The sequence below is a fragment of the Shinella sp. GW835-FHT14H05 genome, from assembly GCF_058793575.1.
Genome location: NZ_JBXAFY010000003.1, coordinates 516,927 through 533,484, shown reverse-complemented (window position 1 = coordinate 533,484; position 16,558 = coordinate 516,927). Strand labels below are relative to the sequence as shown.

Below are 16,558 nucleotides of genomic sequence, written 5' to 3'. Positions count from 1 at the left end.
ACAGACAATGTCCGACGTGCCCAAGTATTTCATGTACTTCCCCGGCAATTACCGATGGTCTTCCGCCTTCATCAACATGCTTGGACGAACCCCCTATGGCGGCACAGACATCAGCGAGTTGCACAAGGTTGGGCGTCAATTGCAGGGGAAAAGAGCGGACGATGACGAGGCCTGGTTCAATGCCTTTATCCCCGTCGCGGATGAAGTGCGGCAGCGCGGCGAAGCCTTCGAGGCGTCCGGCCATCCGGTCTCGGCCGCAGCATTCTATCTGAGGGCATGCCACTATTATCAGATGGGCGAACGCTTCCGCACGCCCAAAGACCAGCGTGCGCTCGATGCCTATCGCACTGGCGTCGAATGCTTCCACAAATTCGCGGAACTGGGTGACTACAAGATCGAGATCGTCGAGGTTCCCTTGGAAGGCGGCAGCCTGCCGGGCTATTTCGTCCCGGCGCAGAATGCGAAATCCGAACGGACGCCCTGCGTAGTCTTCTTCGACGGCCTGGATGTGACCAAGGAGATTCAGTTCGTGCTCGGGGTGCCTGACCTCATCAAGCGCGGCATCTCGGTTCTCGTCATGGACGGCCCCGGCACGGGCGAGGCGATCCGCTTCCGCGGCCTTCATCTGCGCCACGACTACGAAGCCGCCGGCGGCGCCTGCATCGATTACCTGGAAACGCGTGAAGACGTCGACTCGAAGAAAATCGGCGTCGTAGCCATCAGCCTCGGCGGATATTACGCCCCGCGTTGCGCAGCCATGGAGCCGCGCTTTGCCGCCTGTGTCGCCTGGGGTGCTATCTGGGATTACCACGCGGTGTGGAAGCGCCGCATCGAAGCCTCGTTCAACGCCTCCATGTCCGTGCCGGGCCACCACATCACCTGGATCCTCGGCGTAGACACCCTCGAAGAGGCACTCGAAAAGCTCGAGCCTTTCCGGCTCGACGGCGTCGTGCAGAACATGAAATGCCCCTTCCTCGTCACCCATGGCGCGGATGACGAGCAGGTGCCGCTCAAAGACGCCCAGGCCCTTTTCGACGCCATCGGTTCCGCGGACAAGACCATCCGCGTCTTCGATGGCGAGGAAGGCGGGGCACAGCATTGCCAGCGCGACTATCTCACTTACGGCACCGCCACGATGTGGAGCTGGTTCGAAGACAAGCTGGTCCATGGCCGTTGAGCGATACGGCCACGACAAAGCCAAGTCGGGGCCAATCCTTCTTAGAATACAAGACATGGAGAAGCGTGATGAGCGTGAACAGCTCCGCCGCCACCATCGCCACGCCCATCGCTGCCATCCACGGCCTCATTCGCGATGCGATGCGCGCCTGCAACCTGTCCGCTGCAGACGCTGACCGGGTCGCGGAGTTGATGGCAGAGGCGGACCTAACCGGCGCCGATGGTCATGGCATCTTCAGGCTGCCGCAATATGTCCGCCGTATCCGTGGCGATGCGGTTAATACAACACCCGATATTCGCGCCGAAATACGGGGGCCATCCGTTGCAGTCGTTGATGGCGATAACGGCATGGGCCATCTGGTGATGAGCAAAGCGGCCGAGACTGCCATTTCTCTCGCTCGGGAAACCGGCATCGGATGGGTCGGCGTGCGAGGATCGAACCATGCCGGCCCCGGCGCGCTTTACGCCGAGATGCCGGTGAAGGCCGGAATGATCGGTATCTACTCCGCCGTTGCAAGTGCAAACCACATGGCCGTCTGGGGCGGCACGGAGGCGTTGTTGGGAACGAACCCCCTTGCGGTGGGTATCCCCGCCGGAAACGGCCCTCCCGTGCTCCTCGACATCGCAACGACCGTCGTGTCCTATGGCACGGTCAAAGGGCGGGTCCTTCAAGACAAACCCCTGCCGGAGGGCTGGATGGTCTCGAAGGAGGATGGAGCTCCTTTGACCGACCAGACGCGCACGGCTGACGGGGTGCTTCTTCCCATCGGCGGATACAAGGGCAGCGGCCTTGCCCTTGTCCTGGGCATTCTGGCCGGAACTCTCAATGGCGCCGCCTTTGGCAAAGAGGTCATCGACTTCAACGCCGACAACACGTCGGCCACCAATACCGGTCATTTCATCCTTGCGCTGGATATTGCACGCTTCATGCCACCGGACGTATTCGCGGCGGTGCTGAGCGAGCAATTGGCCAACCTGCGGTCCGGCCAGACAATCGCCGGCATGCGAATCCGCATGCCGGGTGAGCAACGCACGGCGCGCCGCGCAGAGCGCTCGTCGACGGGTGTTCCCCTCGCCGCCCCTCTCCTCACGCAACTCGATGCGCTTGCTACCGAGCTCGGCATTGCCACGCTTAGCGCAAGGGTGTGACGATGGAGGAGAAAGCCATCGTCACCACCAACCCCGCAACCGGCGCGGAGATTGCCGCATTCGAACCCCATGACGATGCCTACGTAGACAGGGCTTTGACGGCGGCGGCGGATGCACAGAAGGCGTGGCGCAGAGTGTCGGTCGACGATCGCGTCAAGCTCCTCGCCGGCATGGCGCGTGTTCCGCGGGCGGGCAAACCGAAATATGCGGCCCCGATCACGCAGGAAATGGGCAAGCCGATTGTGGAAGCGGAAGCCGAGATCGAGAAATGCGCCTACAATTGCGATTTCTACGCCACGCAGGCCGGCAAGGCGCTGAAGAAGCAGGTGCTCGAACTCAGCGGATCGGACGCGTTCATCGTGCTCGCCGATGCCAATCCGGACGAGGCTGTCGCCGTTGCTGTAAAAGCACGCTACATCAATGTCGGCCAGTCCTGCGTCAACGCGAAGCGCTTCATTGTCGAGGACAGCATCGCCGATCGTTTCGTCGCGCTATTTTGCGCAGGGGTTGCCAAGTCGAAGGTCGGCGACCCCACCGAGCGCGACACCAATATCGGCCCGATGGCGCGCGAAAACCTGATGGCCGCACTTCACGCGCAGGTCGAGAAGACAATTGCTGCCGGTGCCGAACTGAAGGCCGGCGGCGCGCCGGTCGACCGTCCGGGCTATTTCTATGCGCCGACCGCGCTCGATCATGTAACGCCCGACATGGTCGCCTTTTGCGAGGAGACGTTCGGTCCCGTCGCCGCGATCATCCGGGCAAAGGATGCAGAAGACGCTGTGCGGCTGGCGAACCAGACCGAATTTGGCTTGGGATCGGCAATCTGGACGCGGGACATCGCCCGCGCACGCACGCTTGCCCGTGACATCGACGCCGGTGCCGCCTTCATCAACGGCATGGTCGCTTCCGACCCACGCTACTCCTTCGGCGGCATCAAGCGGTCCGGCTACGGGCGCGAACTTGGCGTCTACGGCATCCGCGAATTCGTCAACATCAAGTCCGTCTGGATCGGTCCAGCCAAGCCAGCAGCATGAGGAGACCAAGCATGACCGGAGCCGCCATCCTTCGCCCGAGAGAGATGAAGACCAACAACCGCGGCGGCGGCGCGCGCACCACGCCATTGGTCACCCGCGCCTGCGGCTCCACCAGCATGATCAACGGCATCACGGCCTTCGATCCGGGGGCGGCGATCGGGCTGCATAGCCACAATTGCGAGGAAAGCGTCATGGTCATCGAAGGCCGGGCGATCGCGGAGATCGACGGTGTCGAACATCAGCTCGATACCAACGACACGACCTGGATCCCCGCCAACGTCCCGCATCGCTTCATCAACGCCTCGGACAAGCCCATGCGCATCTTCTGGACCTATGCCTCCATCGACGCAACACGCACCATGATCGCAACCGGCGAAACCCGCTCGATCGACGCCGAGCATGGGAAGGCCAAGACATGACCCCTGCTGGCGTGCTCGACCGATAAGCCGATCACACCACAGCAAGGCAGGGAAAAAGCTGCGCCCAGAGTGCCGAGGCATAAAATGCCCCTAGTGTCGAAGCGGCGAGACTACATCTTGTCGGGTAGAGATTTGGCCAACTCGTCGATCGCCAGCCGCACGCTGAATGGCAAATGCGCTGTCTTCATCCATACCGCATGCACAGGATATAGAAACGGCCTCTCGGTCGGCAGCACATTGATGAGAGTTCCAGCCTCTAGCCTGTCCTTTACCAACCACAGCGGCAGCCACGCCAAGCCTTCGCCGTCGGCCGCTGCATCGGCGATCGCATTTAAATCGTCAAGACGCAGACGTCCGGTAACAGAGACCTTAGCATCCGGTTCGGATCCACGTGGAAAAACCCATGGAGCGACAATCCCCGAGCGGCGGTAGAGAACCACCACATGCGCCGCGATGTCAGAAATCGTCTCCAGCGTCCCGTTCGCTTGGAGATAGGCGGGAGATGCGACGACGATCATCTTCTGCGTGGCAATCCGTCGGGCGATGTGGTCCGTCCTATCCTCCAGTTCCCCGGTACGTACGGCGAAGTCATACCCCTCTTCCGCGAGGTCGCTGATGCGATCGGTGAAGGATAGGTCAAGTTCGAGCCCCGGAAAGCGGCGCGTCAACTGCAGCAGTATGGGCGCCACGCAGCGTCTTCCGAAATGGACGGGCAAACTCACCCTCAGTCGCCCGCGGGGTTGTGTCAGATCCCCGGCGACCAAGGCGTCGGCGGAATCCACCTCAGCAAGGATCGAACGGCATCGCGCGTAATAAGCTTTGCCAGGCTCCGTCAAATTTTGCTTTCTCGTGGTGCGATGCAGCAGGGTAATACCGAGCCGATCTTCGAGAAATTTTATGTGCTTCCCCACCATCGGCCCGGAAATCTCGAAGGCGTCCGCAGTTGCAGCGAACGACCCGAGGTCGACCGCCTTGACGAAGATTGCCATGCTTGTCAAACGGTCCATATTCATAACCACTGATTATTTCTGACATAAAGTATTCGTCATTTATCGCGAGGTCCGCATCATTCATAGATCATTCCAAATCATTATTTCGGAGTGACCCTATGGCACGCGCTATCGTATTCCACCGGCACGGCGGACCGGAGGTCCTGCAGATCGAGGAAATCGACATTCCGGGGCCTGGCTTCGGCGAGGTTCGCATTCGCGTAAAGGCCTTGGGGCTGAATCGTGCCGAAACATTGATACGGGCGGGTACTTATATCGAAACACCGACATTGCCTGCCCGGCTGGGGCTTGAGGCATCCGGCGTTGTCGATGCCGTCGGCGCAGGCGTCGACGGGTTCTCGTCGGGCGATGCGGTCAGCGTCATACCTCCTATATCGATGACCACTTATCCCACGCACGGCGAGTTTGCCGTCCTTCCCGCCAACCATGTCGTCAAAAACCCTGCGAACCTTGGCTGGACGGAGGCTGCGGCCGTCTGGATGCCCTACCTGACCGCCTACGGCGCCCTTGTGGATTTGGCACAACTGCAACCGGGCGAACCCGTCGTCATAACGGCGGCATCGAGCAGCGTCGGCATCGCGGCGATCCAGATTGCCCGCAAGATCGGCGCCGTCCCTGTAGCACTCACCCGCACATCGGCGAAGCGGCAGGGACTGCTCGATGCGGGAGCGGAATATGTGATCGCAACGGCCGAGGAGCCGCTTTCACAGCGGCTGCGGCAGATTACAGGATGTGAGAATATCCGGGTCGTTCTCGACGCGGTCGGAGGCCCCATGGTCGGCGCTCTGTCGGATGCCATGTCAAAAGGCGGCATCCTCATTGAATATGGTGGTCTCGACCCGCAGCCGACGCCATTTCCGCTGCTCGCAGCCTTGTCGAAGACCCTGACCCTGCGCGGCTATCTGGTGCACGAACTCATTCGGGATCCGAACCGGCTGGAACACGCTAAGGCTTTTATTGTCGATGGCCTGGCCTCCAGCACACTTGTTCCGACAATCGCCAGGACCTTTGCGTTCGATGATATCGTGGAAGCTTACCGCTATCTCGAATCGAACAGTCAGTTCGGTAAAGTCGTCGTCACTCTTTAGACGCGAGGCTATCCGACGCCTCGATAGGCGCGATGAAATCTGTATCGGAACAAAACCCACCGTTCGGAGTTCACGACCCAGCGTGATGTCATAGACAAGGTGGAATCCGTGAAAGAACGATGCGAGCAGCGGACAAAAGATGATCAAAATGTATTGGCAATTGCGGCGTTGTTTATAGCAGATCTTCCGGTTTGAAGCGTCCAGATGTGACTCTTGTGAGACTCCACTTTCGTGCTCGCATGAGCAAAAACTGCTATTGAGCTGGCCCAGCAGTGCAGCCTTGCCCTTGCCCGACAAGATGGGAGCGCATAGATTCCACGACGATTTTTGTGTTCGATCCATCGCTTAAGACGTGTTTCGTTGCGACGCCGCTTTGGGGAGATGTTGGCGGTCCCACTTTGGAGGAAAGATTGGCAGGTAGCGAACGACGCTTTTCTCTCAGGAGACGCACACAGGCGGCACATGAGCGACTGGACGCTTCCGTGGGCAGTTTCAATACCGTCGACGAATATGGGCGCTATCTGACGAGCGTGAGCAGGTTCCGCGCTGCAATGGAGGGCGCGTTGCAGCATGTCGTCTGGCCGGCCGGCTGGTCCTGGCGCCCGATAACGCTTGCAAAGTCTCTTAACAGAGACGCTATCGACCTGGGCTTGCCAGCGGCTGGAAATGCCGCTCACGACATGGACCTGAATGACCACAGTGTCTTGCTTGGTGCGCTTTATGTGCTGGAAGGCTCCACGCTTGGAGCCCGAGTTCTTCGCCAGCGGGCGGCTGCCCTCGGCCTTGATGAGGCTTTTGGAGCGCGGCATCTCGCCGTTATGTCAAAGGACATAGCGCAGTGGCAGTCCTTTCTCGTACTCTTGGACGAGGCCTCTGACTTCGATATCGAGCGGGCGGCCACGTCTGCCAATGCCGTCTTCGCCCTTGCGCTGCAATGCTTTGAAAGTGAACTTCTTGTCGCCGACTGAACCCGTCAATCTCGATACCTGCGATCGCGAGCCCATCCACATACCAGGCAGCATTCAGTCGCACGGATGCCTTCTCGCCTGTGATATCGGCCTGACGACCATCGAGCGAGCTTCCGAAAACGCACGGACCGTCCTCGGCTATGACGGTGATCTTCTCGGCCGCGATGTCGGCGACGTGGTCGGACAACAACTGCTACACGACCTGCGCAACGCGCTCGCAACCGTCTCGACTGCGTCGCGGCCAGCGCTTCTTCTCGACATGGTGTGCGGGGAGCGTGTGTTCGACATTGCCATCCATCACCACAAATCCGCGGTCATCGTCGAGTTCGAACAGGCGCCTTCGATTGGCCAGCCCCTGCATATCGCACGCGAGATGATCGGCCGCATCAGCGACATCACCGATGTCGACCGTCTCGTGCAACGGGCAGGTCGGATCGTTGCCGGCGCGACCGGCTACGACCGCGTGATGATCTATCGTTTCGAGCAGGACGGTTCAGGAAAGGTCGTCAGCGAGACAAAACGCGCCGATCTTGAAAGCTTCCTCGGCCAGTATTTTCCGGCGAGCGACATTCCACAGCAGGCGCGCGCGCTGTACCTCAAGAACACGATCCGCGTCATCGCCGACGCCAGTGGCGAGCGAGTGCCTGTCAATCCACTGCTGGATGCGTCCGGCGAGCCGCTCGATCTCAGCTTCGCGCATCTGCGCAGCGTTTCGCCTATCCATTGCGAATATTTGCGCAATATGGGTGTCGCGGCCTCTATGTCGATCTCCATTATCCTCGATGGCGCCCTTTGGGGCCTGATCGCCTGTCACCACTACTCTCCCCAAGCCCTGCCCATGGCGCAACGCGTGGCGATGGAGGTGTTCGGCGAGTTTTTCTCGCTTCATCTCAAGTCACTGAAGGAGCGCAAGCGGGTCGCGGCCGTTGCCGGTATCCGGGAGGCGCTCGATCGTTTCCTCATTCTTTCGTCCCACCATGAAAATGTCGGTGAGCTTCTGAGGCAGAGCTTGCAGGAATTCGCCCAACTCCTGCCAAACGACGGCATCGGCGTGATGTTTGACGGAAAATGGGCCGGCTATGGCACCACTCCGCCGGACGAAGCGGTCCCCCATCTCCTCGAGTTCATCAGGATCATCAGCGAAGGTCGTGTATGGGCAACCCACGCACTGTCGCAAAAATTGCCGGAGGCTGCATCTTACAGCGATCGCGTGTCCGGGGTGCTTGCCATTCCGCTCTCCCAAACAGGATCGGACTGCCTCCTCTTCTTTCGAAAGGAGCTGGTGCAAACCCTCGACTGGGCGGGCAATCCGGAAAAGACCTACGATACCGGCCCCCTCGGTGACCGGCTCACGCCGCGCAAGAGCTTCGCGATCTGGAAGGAGACGGTGAAGGCCCAAGCCCAGGCCTGGACGGATGCGGATCGTGAAATTGCCGACATTGCACGCATCTCCATCGTCGAAATCGTGCTGAGGCACAACGAACTGATGGCTGGGGAACGGCGCAAGTCCGAGGTGAGGCAGCGCATGTTGAACCAAGAGCTCAGTCATCGCGTGAAAAACATCCTGGCTGTCATCAAGTCGCTCGTGACGAGCCCGCAGCAGCACAAGAGCACGCTCGAAGACTATGTCGCCACCCTTCAAGGTCGCATCGAAGCCCTGTCGGTCGCCCATGACCAGGTGGTTCGCGGCGATGGCGGTGGCATTCTCAGCGATCTCCTGCAAGCAGAGCTTCAGCCCTACCGATCGAAAGCATCGACCGTGAGCCTTGCTGGGCCGGCCGTATGGCTCGACAGCCGCGCATTCTCCGTCATGGCGCTGGTGTTTCACGAACTCGCGACGAATGCCGCTAAATATGGCGCGCTTTCCGTCGCTTCGGGTATGGTGGACGTTTCCTGGTCGATGGCGAAGAATGATGCTTGCGAAATCCGCTGGCGCGAGCACGGAGGCCCTGTCGTGCATGTGCCCTCCCGCAGCGGCTTTGGCAGTGCACTCATCGAGCGAAGTGTTCCCTACGACCTCAATGGCGAAAGCGCGATCCGCTTCGAAGCATCCGGACTGGAGGCAACATTCAAAATTCCCCCTCCCCATGTCAGGCTAACGGCACCAGGCTCGGGAATGGCGGTGCGGTTGGAGGAGGATGCCTCCCCTCGCCCAAAGGGGCTGAGTGCAACAGATCCTTCGGTCCTCATCGTCGAGGATCAGATCCTCATTGCCCTCGATCTGGAAGCCATGCTTGCCGACGAGGGGTTGTCGCAGGTCGCCACCACCAGTTCCGTCAAACAGGCAATGGCGCAGATCGAAGCCAGTCCACCCGACTTCGCCATCCTGGACATCAATCTTGGCGCCACGAATTCCTTCGCGGTTGCCGAGGAGCTGAGAAAAAGGGGCACTCCCTTTGTATTTGCGACTGGCTACGGAGAGGGCGCTGAACTTCCTGAGACACTGACGGGTGTGCCGATTGTCCGAAAACCCTATAACCGAAATGCAATTGTTACAGCGCTCTCGTCGCTGATCGAAAGGCGCCGTTCAAAATAGGGGCAAGCTCATCACGAGCTTGAGGCCGATCAGTGCTGCCTGACTGCTATAAACGATGACGGATCGAGTAACCGCCACGATTCAATGGACGCCAAACAGAGGCGCATTGACGGGTTCGGGAGGACCGTAAAAATGGCATTCAGCGTGAGCTCCAAAGGCGTATACGCAATCGCGACAACACCTTTTCTCAACGACGGATCGGTCGATTTTACCTCTATCGATCGACTGACGGACTTTTACGAGGAAAGCGGCTGCACCGGCATCACGATACTCGGGATCATGGGCGAGGCGCCTAAATTGGAGCCCGAGGAAAGCCGTGCCATCGTGAAGCGGGTGGTTTCCCGAGCCAAGGTCCCGGTCATCGTTGGCGTTTCGGCTCCCGGCTTCGCAGGCATGCGGTCTCTGGCACGCGACTCCATGGAGATGGGAGCTGCCGGCGTTATGATCGCCCCTCCGCCGGCGCTGCGAACCGATGACCAGATCGTCGGTTATTTCGCAGGCGCGGTGGATGCCATTGGAGACGATGTGCCGTGGGTGCTGCAAGATTATCCGCTTACCTTGACGGTCGTTATGTCGCCGGGCGTGATCGCGCGGATCATGACGAACCATTCCTCCTGCCTGATGCTCAAGCACGAAGATTGGCCGGGTTTGGAAAAAATCTCGACGTTGCGCAGCCTGCAAATTGCCGGCGAGCTCAGGCCATTCTCGATTCTCTGCGGTAACGGAGGCATGTTCCTGGATTTCGAACCGGAACGTGGGGCCGACGGCGCGATGACCGGCTACGGCTTCCCGGACATGTTGACGGAGCTGATCGGCCTTTTTGCCGCCGGGAAGCGGGATGAAGCACATGATTTCTTCGATGCCCACCTGCCGCTCATCCGTTACGAACAGCAGCTCGGCGTGGGGCTCGCCGTCCGCAAGCATGTCCTCAAACGCCGCGGCGTCATCACGACCGATACTCAGCGCAAGCCCGCTCAGTCGCTATCTTCGACTGCCAAGGCGGAGGTGGATTATCTGTTGTCTCGCCTTGCGCGATATGACAAGCGCGCCGCGCTGTAGGCATTGACAGGGAGCCGAAAGGAGCGGCTAAAACCCTGAAGTGCTGCTATCGCCTGTGATGAGGCAGGTACGGTTTCTGATTGGCGATGGGTCAATCCCTGAAACGCAGGGTGCCGCCGGCTCTATCTGCGGCGACACCGCACACGGTTTCCCGGGTGCGGTTCGCAAGTTCAGGGCTTCCTAATCCGGATGTCATTCTCCTGCGGGCGCGGCAACAAGCTTGCCCGCCTTCTGATCGCGCTCATCATTGGTGACAAAGAGCGAAAGAATGACAGAGACCATGCAGAACCCGGCGATCACCAAAAGGCCGACGGTGAAGTCACCCGTCGCATCCTTCGAATAGCCCATGAGCCATGGCGATATGATTCCGCCGAACTGCGCAAGCGAGTTGATGAGCGCGATTGCGCCGGCACCCGCCAAACCACCCAGGAAGGCGGTCGGCACCGTCCAGAAGACCGAGAGAGCTGACCAAAAGCCCATGATGCCGATCGACAGGGCGATGATCTTGAGCACGGGGCTGGCGATAAGCGCTCCGGCAGCAATACCCAGCGCGGCAACCAGACAGGCGAAGGCGAGATGGAAGCGGCGCTCCAATGTGCGATCCGAACTGCGTGCCCAGAGTTGCATGCCGACCAGGGCTCCGAGAAATGGAATGGCACTGATGAAGCCGACCTGGATATTGCTCAGGCCGCCGAATCCTTTGACGATCTGCGGAAGCCAGAAGCTCATGCCCCAATTGGCCATGACAAGGCCGAATTCCAGAACGGCAAGCATGAGGACCTTCCGATTGAGCAAGGCCTGCCAGAAGGTGAAATTGCGGACCTTCTGCTTGGCCTCTTCCTCGGCCTTCAGCGTCTGCGTCAGCCACGTCTTCTCCTCGCGGGTCAGCCAGTGCGCATCCTCGGGACGATTGGTCAGGAAGATGAGGCAAATGACGCCGAGAATGACGGAGGGGACTGCCTCGATGATGAACATGAGCTGCCAGCCGGCGAAGCCGAATGCCGTAAAGCCAAGCAACCAGGCGGAGACCGGAGCGCCGACCACGCTGCTGAACGGACTGACAGCCATGAGCTGTGCGAAGGTCCGCGAACGGTACTGTGCCGGATACCACTGCGCGAGATAATAGATCATGCCTGGGAAGAAACCGGCCTCGGCAAGGCCCAGAGCGAACCGCACAGAATAGAAAGTAAATTCGTCCCAGACGAACGCCTGCGCACCAGACAGGATGCCCCAGGTGATCATGATACGAGCGATCCAGATCCGGGCACCAAAGCGGTGCATCAGGACATTGGATGGCACTTCGGCCAGCACGTAGGAGACGAAGAATATGCTCGCGCCCGTCCCGAAAGCGGTTGCGGTGAACTTCAGGTCCGCATTCATCGTCAGCGCCGCGAAGCCGACATTGACGCGGTCGATCACGTTGAAGAAGTAGCAAATGAACAGAAAGGGCATCAGTCGCCAGGCGACCTTGTTGATAGTGGTCCTCTCCACAAGCGTAGTCATCGGTGTTCCTCCAAAAACCGGTAAGCCCAACATTTGCTTCGAGCCGGTCTCGCGACGCAAATGCACTCGATCACCACGGTCACTCCCCACCATGGGTCTCTGATAATCTCGATATGCGTATTTTCCCGACTAGGCGGCAGGGGGCTTTGCCGCTGCCTCGCGGCCCTTGATCAACGCCGCAAGCGCCCTCATGGTTGGCACAGCGATGCCGAGTTCATTGGCATAGCGGATCACGGTTCCGTAAATGTAATCCACTTCTGTTAGGCGACCCGCGGTTAGGTCAGCCAGGACACTGGCCTTGTTGTTTCGTGCCGCACCCGACAGGATTTGGTCGAACGTTTTCGTGCGAGCCGCTGGATCCAGCACGACGCCCTTTGCCGCTGCGACCATCGCCGCTTCCTCCATCGCTGCCTCTGCGACGGCGCGGAGTTCGGGGTGCTCGATCACCTCACCGAGTGTCAGCCCGGTGGTGCCGCTTGTGCCCGCGAAGGCGATGTTGACGAGCAGCTTGGACCATTTTTCGCGCAGGATATCCTCGCTCGCGACGATCTTGAGGCCGGGTCGCGTCAACACGGATGCAACCCGGGTCGCGCGCTCCGAGGCTCCACCCTGAAGTTCTCCGATATAGCTCGGCAGATCTGCAAAACCACGGACGACACCGGGCTCTTCCAGCATCGCCGATTGGGCGGTTAGTCCCATCAGCATCTGTTGGGGACCGACAATGCCGCCGATCTCGTCTTCACTGCCCATACCATTCTGGAAACTGATGCCGACGGTCTCTCCGCCCGAAAAGAGGTGCCGGACACTGCCCGCCGCTGCCTTGTTGGCGGTCGCCTTGCACTGGAAGAAGACGACATCTGCACGCTGGACTTCGGCACCGTTCGGCACGGCACGCATCCTGATATGGCGATCGCCCCCGAACCCGACGACCTTCAGGCCGTCACGGTTTATGCGATCGACATGGTCCTGCCAGACATCAACCAGTGTGACATTCAGACCGCCCTCCGCCAGAAGCCCGCCAAACAGGCATCCCATTGCGCCGGCACCGACAATGACAACCGCCGGATTCTCGTAATTCGTCATTTCGGTCCCTCCCCAGGTACGCTCAATTTGCTGGAAACCACGGTGCGGGCGCCCGCGCGGCCTGGTCCGTCACCACGTCGATCACCACGGGTCGCTCGGCTGCGAACGCCTGTGACAAGCATTCCCGCAAATCCGAAGGATCAGTGACGCGCATGCCGATGCATCCGAGATTCTCGGCGATCCGTGCGAAGTCCGTGTTCCTGAATTCATAGAGATCGGTCGGGTGTCCCGGCCGACTGCCATAGTTTCGATGGATCGCATCGATGCATTGTCCAAAACCGCTGTTGTTGTTGATCACGGTCACCGTGTTGATGCCGCAGCGGCGCGCCGTCTCAAGCTCGCTCATGTGGTACCAGAAGCCGCCATCGCCCGTAAAACACAAGACGGGTCGGTCCGGCGCCGCGCATTTTGCACCAAGAGAAGCAGGAAAACCCCAGCCGAGCGAGCCGGCTGCGCGGATATAATTCTGGCTCTCATGCTTCAGATCGACCAACGCCCCGGTCCAGATTCCAGCATAACCGGTGTCGGAAACAAGGATGCCGTTTTCGGGCAGTGCTTCAGTGATCTCACGGCAGAGACGCTCGGGCTTGATCGGCATAGCGTCGCTCGTGCAAGGGCCGTCATACGCCTCGTCCCAAGCTTTGTTGAGCGCACGCCAGTGTTCGGTCCACGCCTGTCGCTGCACCGGCTCCTGCAAAACTTCGGTCAACTGTTCAATCGACGTCCTCGCATCACCGCAGATCGAAACCGTGTTGGGATAGTTCCGCCCCAGCTCGCGCGGATCGATGTCGATCTGGATGACGGGCGTGCCCACAGCGGGGATTGTCCAGTTTGCAGTGACCTGATCGCTCGTCTGCGTGCCGACGAGGATGACGAGATCGGCCTCGTGGACGGTGCGATTGGCGGTCCATCGCGAATAGGTTCCGATGACGCCCACCGAGAATGGATGATCACCCCGAATGATATCCTTGGCATTCAGAGACGTTGCGACCGGGATGGCATGCTGCTCGGCGAGGCGCCGGATCGCGGCGCCCGCATCGGAGAGGCGCGCGCCTCCTCCTGCAAGAATGACGGGGCGCTTCGCCGCTGTCACGAGGCGTGCCGCCAGCGCGATGCCGTCCACATCGGCGCCGGGACGATGCGTGGGATAGCTGGTAAAAGGCGCATCGACGATGACGTTCGAGACGCCCGTCGCCGTTTCAATCAGTTCCCCCGCAAAACCGCCGGCAATATCGAGGTGCGCCGGTCCGGGCGAACCGGACATCGCCTCACGGAGCGCCTGCCGGAGAAGGCGCGGCAACTGCTCGAACGTCTCTACGGCCGCGTTGAATTTCGTGACCGCCTCGAACATCGATCGGTGGTCGATCTCCTGATAGGCGTTGCGGTGTTGTGCATGCGGCGCCTTCTTGCCCGTGAGTGCAAGCACAGGCGATTTTCCGAGAAACGGGTCCTGGCAGGCAGCGGCAAGGTTCGCGGCACCCACCGACTGGGCCAGGCAGACACCAGGTCGCCGGGCTATGCGCGCATAGCCATCCGCCATGTAAACGGCGGCGGCCTCGCTATGGGCCAGCACGCGTTTCACGCCCAGCTCTTCCAGCCTTATCAGCGTTTGACGCAGCACCGACTCCATGAAGAAGACGTGGGTAACGCCATAGCCTTTCAGCGTCGAGGCGATTAGCTCCGCTCCCGACGTTGTCGAGGCCTCTATCTGTCTTTCGGCGATGGTCATGTCCTGTCTTCCGTTCGCGTTGCTGCCGCAAAGTCGCCGTGCATCACGGCCGTACCTTCTCGACGACTTCAAAAATCGTGCCTCCCACCCGGTCGGAATCGACATAGGCGAATCCGGTCCCGTCTGGACGTGTGAAGCTCTGCGTGATCGTCAATCCCTTGCGGCTGGCCTCGTCCATCGCCGTGGCGAGGTCGTCGACCTCGAACCCGAGATGGTGCAGACCCTCGCCGTGCTGTTCCATGAAATCCTTCTGGATCGTCGGCCCTTCGCCAAGTTCGATGAGTTCCAGCATCATCGGACCGAGCTGGGCAAAGGCGCGTTTGCCGCTGTAGCCGGCGACCTTTCCGTAGTAGGTGGCGTCCTCGAAGCGGACATCTCGATAGGTGAACGGACCGATTCCGAAGGCGTCGCTGTAGAACCGGACCGTCGCAGCGATGTCCCTCACACAGATGCCTACGTGATAGAGCCGTGCGGGATCGAAAATCCGTGCATCCTGCGGACCGAGCGGTTCAGAATGCTGACTTTGGCGGGTGTCGTTCATGGTTCTCTCTCCAGCCGCGATCAGGCGCCGCGCACGCGTCGAAGTTTGAGGGGATCTGCTTTGGGTACCCAGGGGCGCTTCCGGACTTCAGCCTCGTTGAGGTCGGCACCCAGGCCGGGCTTCTTTGGCAGCGTCAGATAGCCGTCCTTGATCTCGAGCGGTTCGGTCAAAAGGTCATCGCGCCATGGAACGCTGTCGACATCGACCTCAAGGATCTTGAGGTTCGGCACGGCGGCGCAGAAATGCGCGCTCAGCAGCGTCGATAGATGGCTGTAATAATTGTGCGGGGCGACCGGCGTTTCGCAGATATCGGCGAGCGCCGCGATGCGCCTCGATTCGGACAGGCCGTTCCAAGCTACGTCAACCATCGCTACGTCCACCGCATGGGCGTCCAGGAAAGGCTTGTATTGCCGCATCGTATAGAGGCTTTCGCCCGAGCAGATGGGTGTGCGTGCGGCGTTCCTCACCTGCAGAAGTGCTACGGGATCGTAGCAATCGAGCTCCAGCCACATCAGATCGAACTGTTCGACGAGGCGGGCGATGCGAATGTTTCCGTCCGCCCGGAAATTGAAGTTGAGGTCGAGGGCAATGTCGACCGTATCGCCGACGGCATCGCGGAACGTCCCGAGCAGCTTCTCGATGGAACGGCAGGTCTCGGTCGTGACGTTTCCGTCGGCGCTCCAGATCGTCGACGCAGGCTCCCCCGGCACCACCATGTTGGTCTTTAGTGCGGTATACCCGCGCTCCACGACTTCCGCACCGAGTTCGGCAATATCGCCGAGCGAGCGGAGCGGCATCGAACCAACCATGTCGGGGTAGAGCGCGCGATAGGTGCCGCAATGGCTCCAATATACTCTGATTCTGTCGCGGATCGGCCCGCCGAACAGTTCGCTGACCGTCACGCCGAGCGCCTTCGCCTTGATGTCCCAGAGCGCGATCTCGATGCCAGCGATCGCCTTCTGTACCACGCCCCCGAGGTTGGGGCGCGTCAGCCGGAACATTTGCCAGTACAGGGCTTCGACCGCGGAAGGGTCCGAGCCCACGAGCAGCGGCTTCAGGTCTTCGACACAGCCAAGGATTCCGTAGGGATTGACGCGATTGTCGCTGCATTCGCCATAGCCGACAATCCCCTCGTCGGTCTGGACCTTGATGAATATCCAGGGCCACCAGCCACCATCGCATAGAAGCGCTTCGACATTGGTGATTTTCATGCGATGCCTCCCCTCATCATTCCCACCTTTCGAACATCGGCGGACGCCAGCG

The 16,558-nt window shown here is 60.3% G+C and carries 14 protein-coding genes; 8 read left to right on the top strand and 6 right to left on the bottom strand.

Annotation, left to right across the window (positions count from 1 at the left end):
- The first annotated feature begins 7 nt into the window (after nt 1–7).
- From AC1Q6Z_RS13650 to AC1Q6Z_RS13635, 4 genes are all read left to right on the top strand, one after another.
- Complete coding sequence (locus tag AC1Q6Z_RS13650; protein ID WP_492648209.1) at nt 8–1,177, top strand: alpha/beta hydrolase family protein; 1,170 nt, start codon at nt 8–10, stop codon at nt 1,175–1,177.
- Between the two features lie 68 nt (nt 1,178–1,245).
- Nucleotides 1,246–2,325 carry an Ldh family oxidoreductase gene (locus AC1Q6Z_RS13645; protein ID WP_492648208.1) on the top strand — a complete coding sequence of 360 codons (1,080 nt, stop codon included), beginning with the start codon at nt 1,246–1,248 and terminating at the stop codon, nt 2,323–2,325.
- A 2-nt stretch (nt 2,326–2,327) separates the two neighbouring features.
- Nucleotides 2,328–3,359 (top strand): aldehyde dehydrogenase family protein, encoded by a 1,032-nt coding sequence (locus AC1Q6Z_RS13640; RefSeq protein ID WP_492648207.1) that lies wholly within the window; start codon nt 2,328–2,330, stop codon nt 3,357–3,359.
- Between the two features lie 11 nt (nt 3,360–3,370).
- On the top strand, nt 3,371–3,778 hold the full coding sequence (locus AC1Q6Z_RS13635; RefSeq protein WP_492648206.1) for a cupin domain-containing protein: 408 nt from the start codon (nt 3,371–3,373) through the stop codon (nt 3,776–3,778).
- A gap of 110 nt (nt 3,779–3,888) precedes the next feature.
- On the opposite strand, the gene AC1Q6Z_RS13630 is transcribed toward AC1Q6Z_RS13635, so the two are convergent.
- Nucleotides 3,889–4,785 (bottom strand): LysR family transcriptional regulator, encoded by an 897-nt coding sequence (locus AC1Q6Z_RS13630; RefSeq protein WP_492648205.1) that lies wholly within the window; start codon nt 4,783–4,785, stop codon nt 3,889–3,891.
- A gap of 101 nt (nt 4,786–4,886) precedes the next feature.
- Here AC1Q6Z_RS13630 and AC1Q6Z_RS13625 point away from each other — a divergent pair, with 101 nt between their 5' ends.
- The 4 genes from AC1Q6Z_RS13625 to AC1Q6Z_RS13610 all read left to right on the top strand — a co-directional run bounded on the left by AC1Q6Z_RS13625 (nt 4,887) and on the right by AC1Q6Z_RS13610 (nt 10,439).
- The gene (locus tag AC1Q6Z_RS13625) at nt 4,887–5,876 is read left to right on the top strand and encodes a zinc-dependent alcohol dehydrogenase family protein (RefSeq protein WP_492648204.1); all 990 of its coding nucleotides are present in this window, start codon (nt 4,887–4,889) and stop codon (nt 5,874–5,876) included.
- 482 nt (nt 5,877–6,358) lie between these two features.
- On the top strand, nt 6,359–6,844 hold the full coding sequence (locus tag AC1Q6Z_RS13620; RefSeq protein WP_256116737.1) for a biliverdin-producing heme oxygenase: 486 nt from the start codon (nt 6,359–6,361) through the stop codon (nt 6,842–6,844).
- Nucleotides 6,831–9,380, top strand: a complete 2,550-nt coding sequence (locus AC1Q6Z_RS13615) for an HWE histidine kinase domain-containing protein (RefSeq protein WP_492648203.1) — start codon at nt 6,831–6,833, stop codon at nt 9,378–9,380. The genes AC1Q6Z_RS13620 and AC1Q6Z_RS13615 overlap by 14 nt, the downstream gene beginning before the upstream one ends.
- Before the next feature lie 132 nt (nt 9,381–9,512).
- Nucleotides 9,513–10,439 (top strand): dihydrodipicolinate synthase family protein, encoded by a 927-nt coding sequence (locus tag AC1Q6Z_RS13610; protein ID WP_492648202.1) that lies wholly within the window; start codon nt 9,513–9,515, stop codon nt 10,437–10,439.
- 192 nt (nt 10,440–10,631) lie between these two features.
- Here AC1Q6Z_RS13610 and AC1Q6Z_RS13605 read toward each other — a convergent pair whose 3' ends face one another.
- The 5 genes from AC1Q6Z_RS13605 to AC1Q6Z_RS13585 all read right to left on the bottom strand — a co-directional run bounded on the left by AC1Q6Z_RS13605 (nt 10,632) and on the right by AC1Q6Z_RS13585 (nt 16,506).
- On the bottom strand, nt 10,632–11,942 hold the full coding sequence (locus AC1Q6Z_RS13605) for an MFS transporter (RefSeq protein WP_492648201.1): 1,311 nt from the start codon (nt 11,940–11,942) through the stop codon (nt 10,632–10,634).
- 129 nt (nt 11,943–12,071) lie between these two features.
- A complete protein-coding gene (locus AC1Q6Z_RS13600; protein WP_492648200.1) occupies nt 12,072–13,025 on the bottom strand; it encodes a ketopantoate reductase family protein in 954 nt (317 codons plus the stop codon).
- Nucleotides 13,026–13,047: 22 nt separating this feature from the next.
- A complete protein-coding gene (locus AC1Q6Z_RS13595; protein ID WP_492648199.1) occupies nt 13,048–14,754 on the bottom strand; it encodes a thiamine pyrophosphate-binding protein in 1,707 nt (568 codons plus the stop codon).
- Nucleotides 14,755–14,797: 43 nt separating this feature from the next.
- Nucleotides 14,798–15,295, bottom strand: coding sequence for a VOC family protein (locus AC1Q6Z_RS13590; RefSeq protein WP_492648198.1), 498 nt, complete (start codon nt 15,293–15,295; stop codon nt 14,798–14,800).
- Between the two features lie 20 nt (nt 15,296–15,315).
- Nucleotides 15,316–16,506: a mandelate racemase/muconate lactonizing enzyme family protein gene (locus AC1Q6Z_RS13585; RefSeq protein ID WP_492648197.1), complete on the bottom strand. Its 1,191-nt coding sequence runs from the start codon at nt 16,504–16,506 to the stop codon at nt 15,316–15,318.
- Nucleotides 16,507–16,558 lie beyond the last annotated feature (52 nt).

Bases quoted from the DNA above. Each gene is read 5' to 3' on its own strand.
- AC1Q6Z_RS13650 (WP_492648209.1), top strand. From the start codon at position 8: ATGTCCGACGTGCCCAAGTATTTCATGTACTTCCCCGGCAATTACCGA.
- AC1Q6Z_RS13645 (WP_492648208.1), top strand. From the start codon at position 1,246: ATGAGCGTGAACAGCTCCGCCGCCACCATCGCCACGCCCATCGCTGCC.
- AC1Q6Z_RS13640 (WP_492648207.1), top strand. From the start codon at position 2,328: ATGGAGGAGAAAGCCATCGTCACCACCAACCCCGCAACCGGCGCGGAG.
- AC1Q6Z_RS13635 (WP_492648206.1), top strand. From the start codon at position 3,371: ATGACCGGAGCCGCCATCCTTCGCCCGAGAGAGATGAAGACCAACAAC.
- AC1Q6Z_RS13630 (WP_492648205.1), bottom strand. From the start codon at position 4,785: ATGGACCGTTTGACAAGCATGGCAATCTTCGTCAAGGCGGTCGACCTC.
- AC1Q6Z_RS13625 (WP_492648204.1), top strand. From the start codon at position 4,887: ATGGCACGCGCTATCGTATTCCACCGGCACGGCGGACCGGAGGTCCTG.
- AC1Q6Z_RS13610 (WP_492648202.1), top strand. From the start codon at position 9,513: ATGGCATTCAGCGTGAGCTCCAAAGGCGTATACGCAATCGCGACAACA.
- AC1Q6Z_RS13605 (WP_492648201.1), bottom strand. From the start codon at position 11,942: ATGACTACGCTTGTGGAGAGGACCACTATCAACAAGGTCGCCTGGCGA.
- AC1Q6Z_RS13600 (WP_492648200.1), bottom strand. From the start codon at position 13,025: ATGACGAATTACGAGAATCCGGCGGTTGTCATTGTCGGTGCCGGCGCA.
- AC1Q6Z_RS13595 (WP_492648199.1), bottom strand. From the start codon at position 14,754: ATGACCATCGCCGAAAGACAGATAGAGGCCTCGACAACGTCGGGAGCG.
- AC1Q6Z_RS13590 (WP_492648198.1), bottom strand. From the start codon at position 15,295: ATGAACGACACCCGCCAAAGTCAGCATTCTGAACCGCTCGGTCCGCAG.
- AC1Q6Z_RS13585 (WP_492648197.1), bottom strand. From the start codon at position 16,506: ATGAAAATCACCAATGTCGAAGCGCTTCTATGCGATGGTGGCTGGTGG.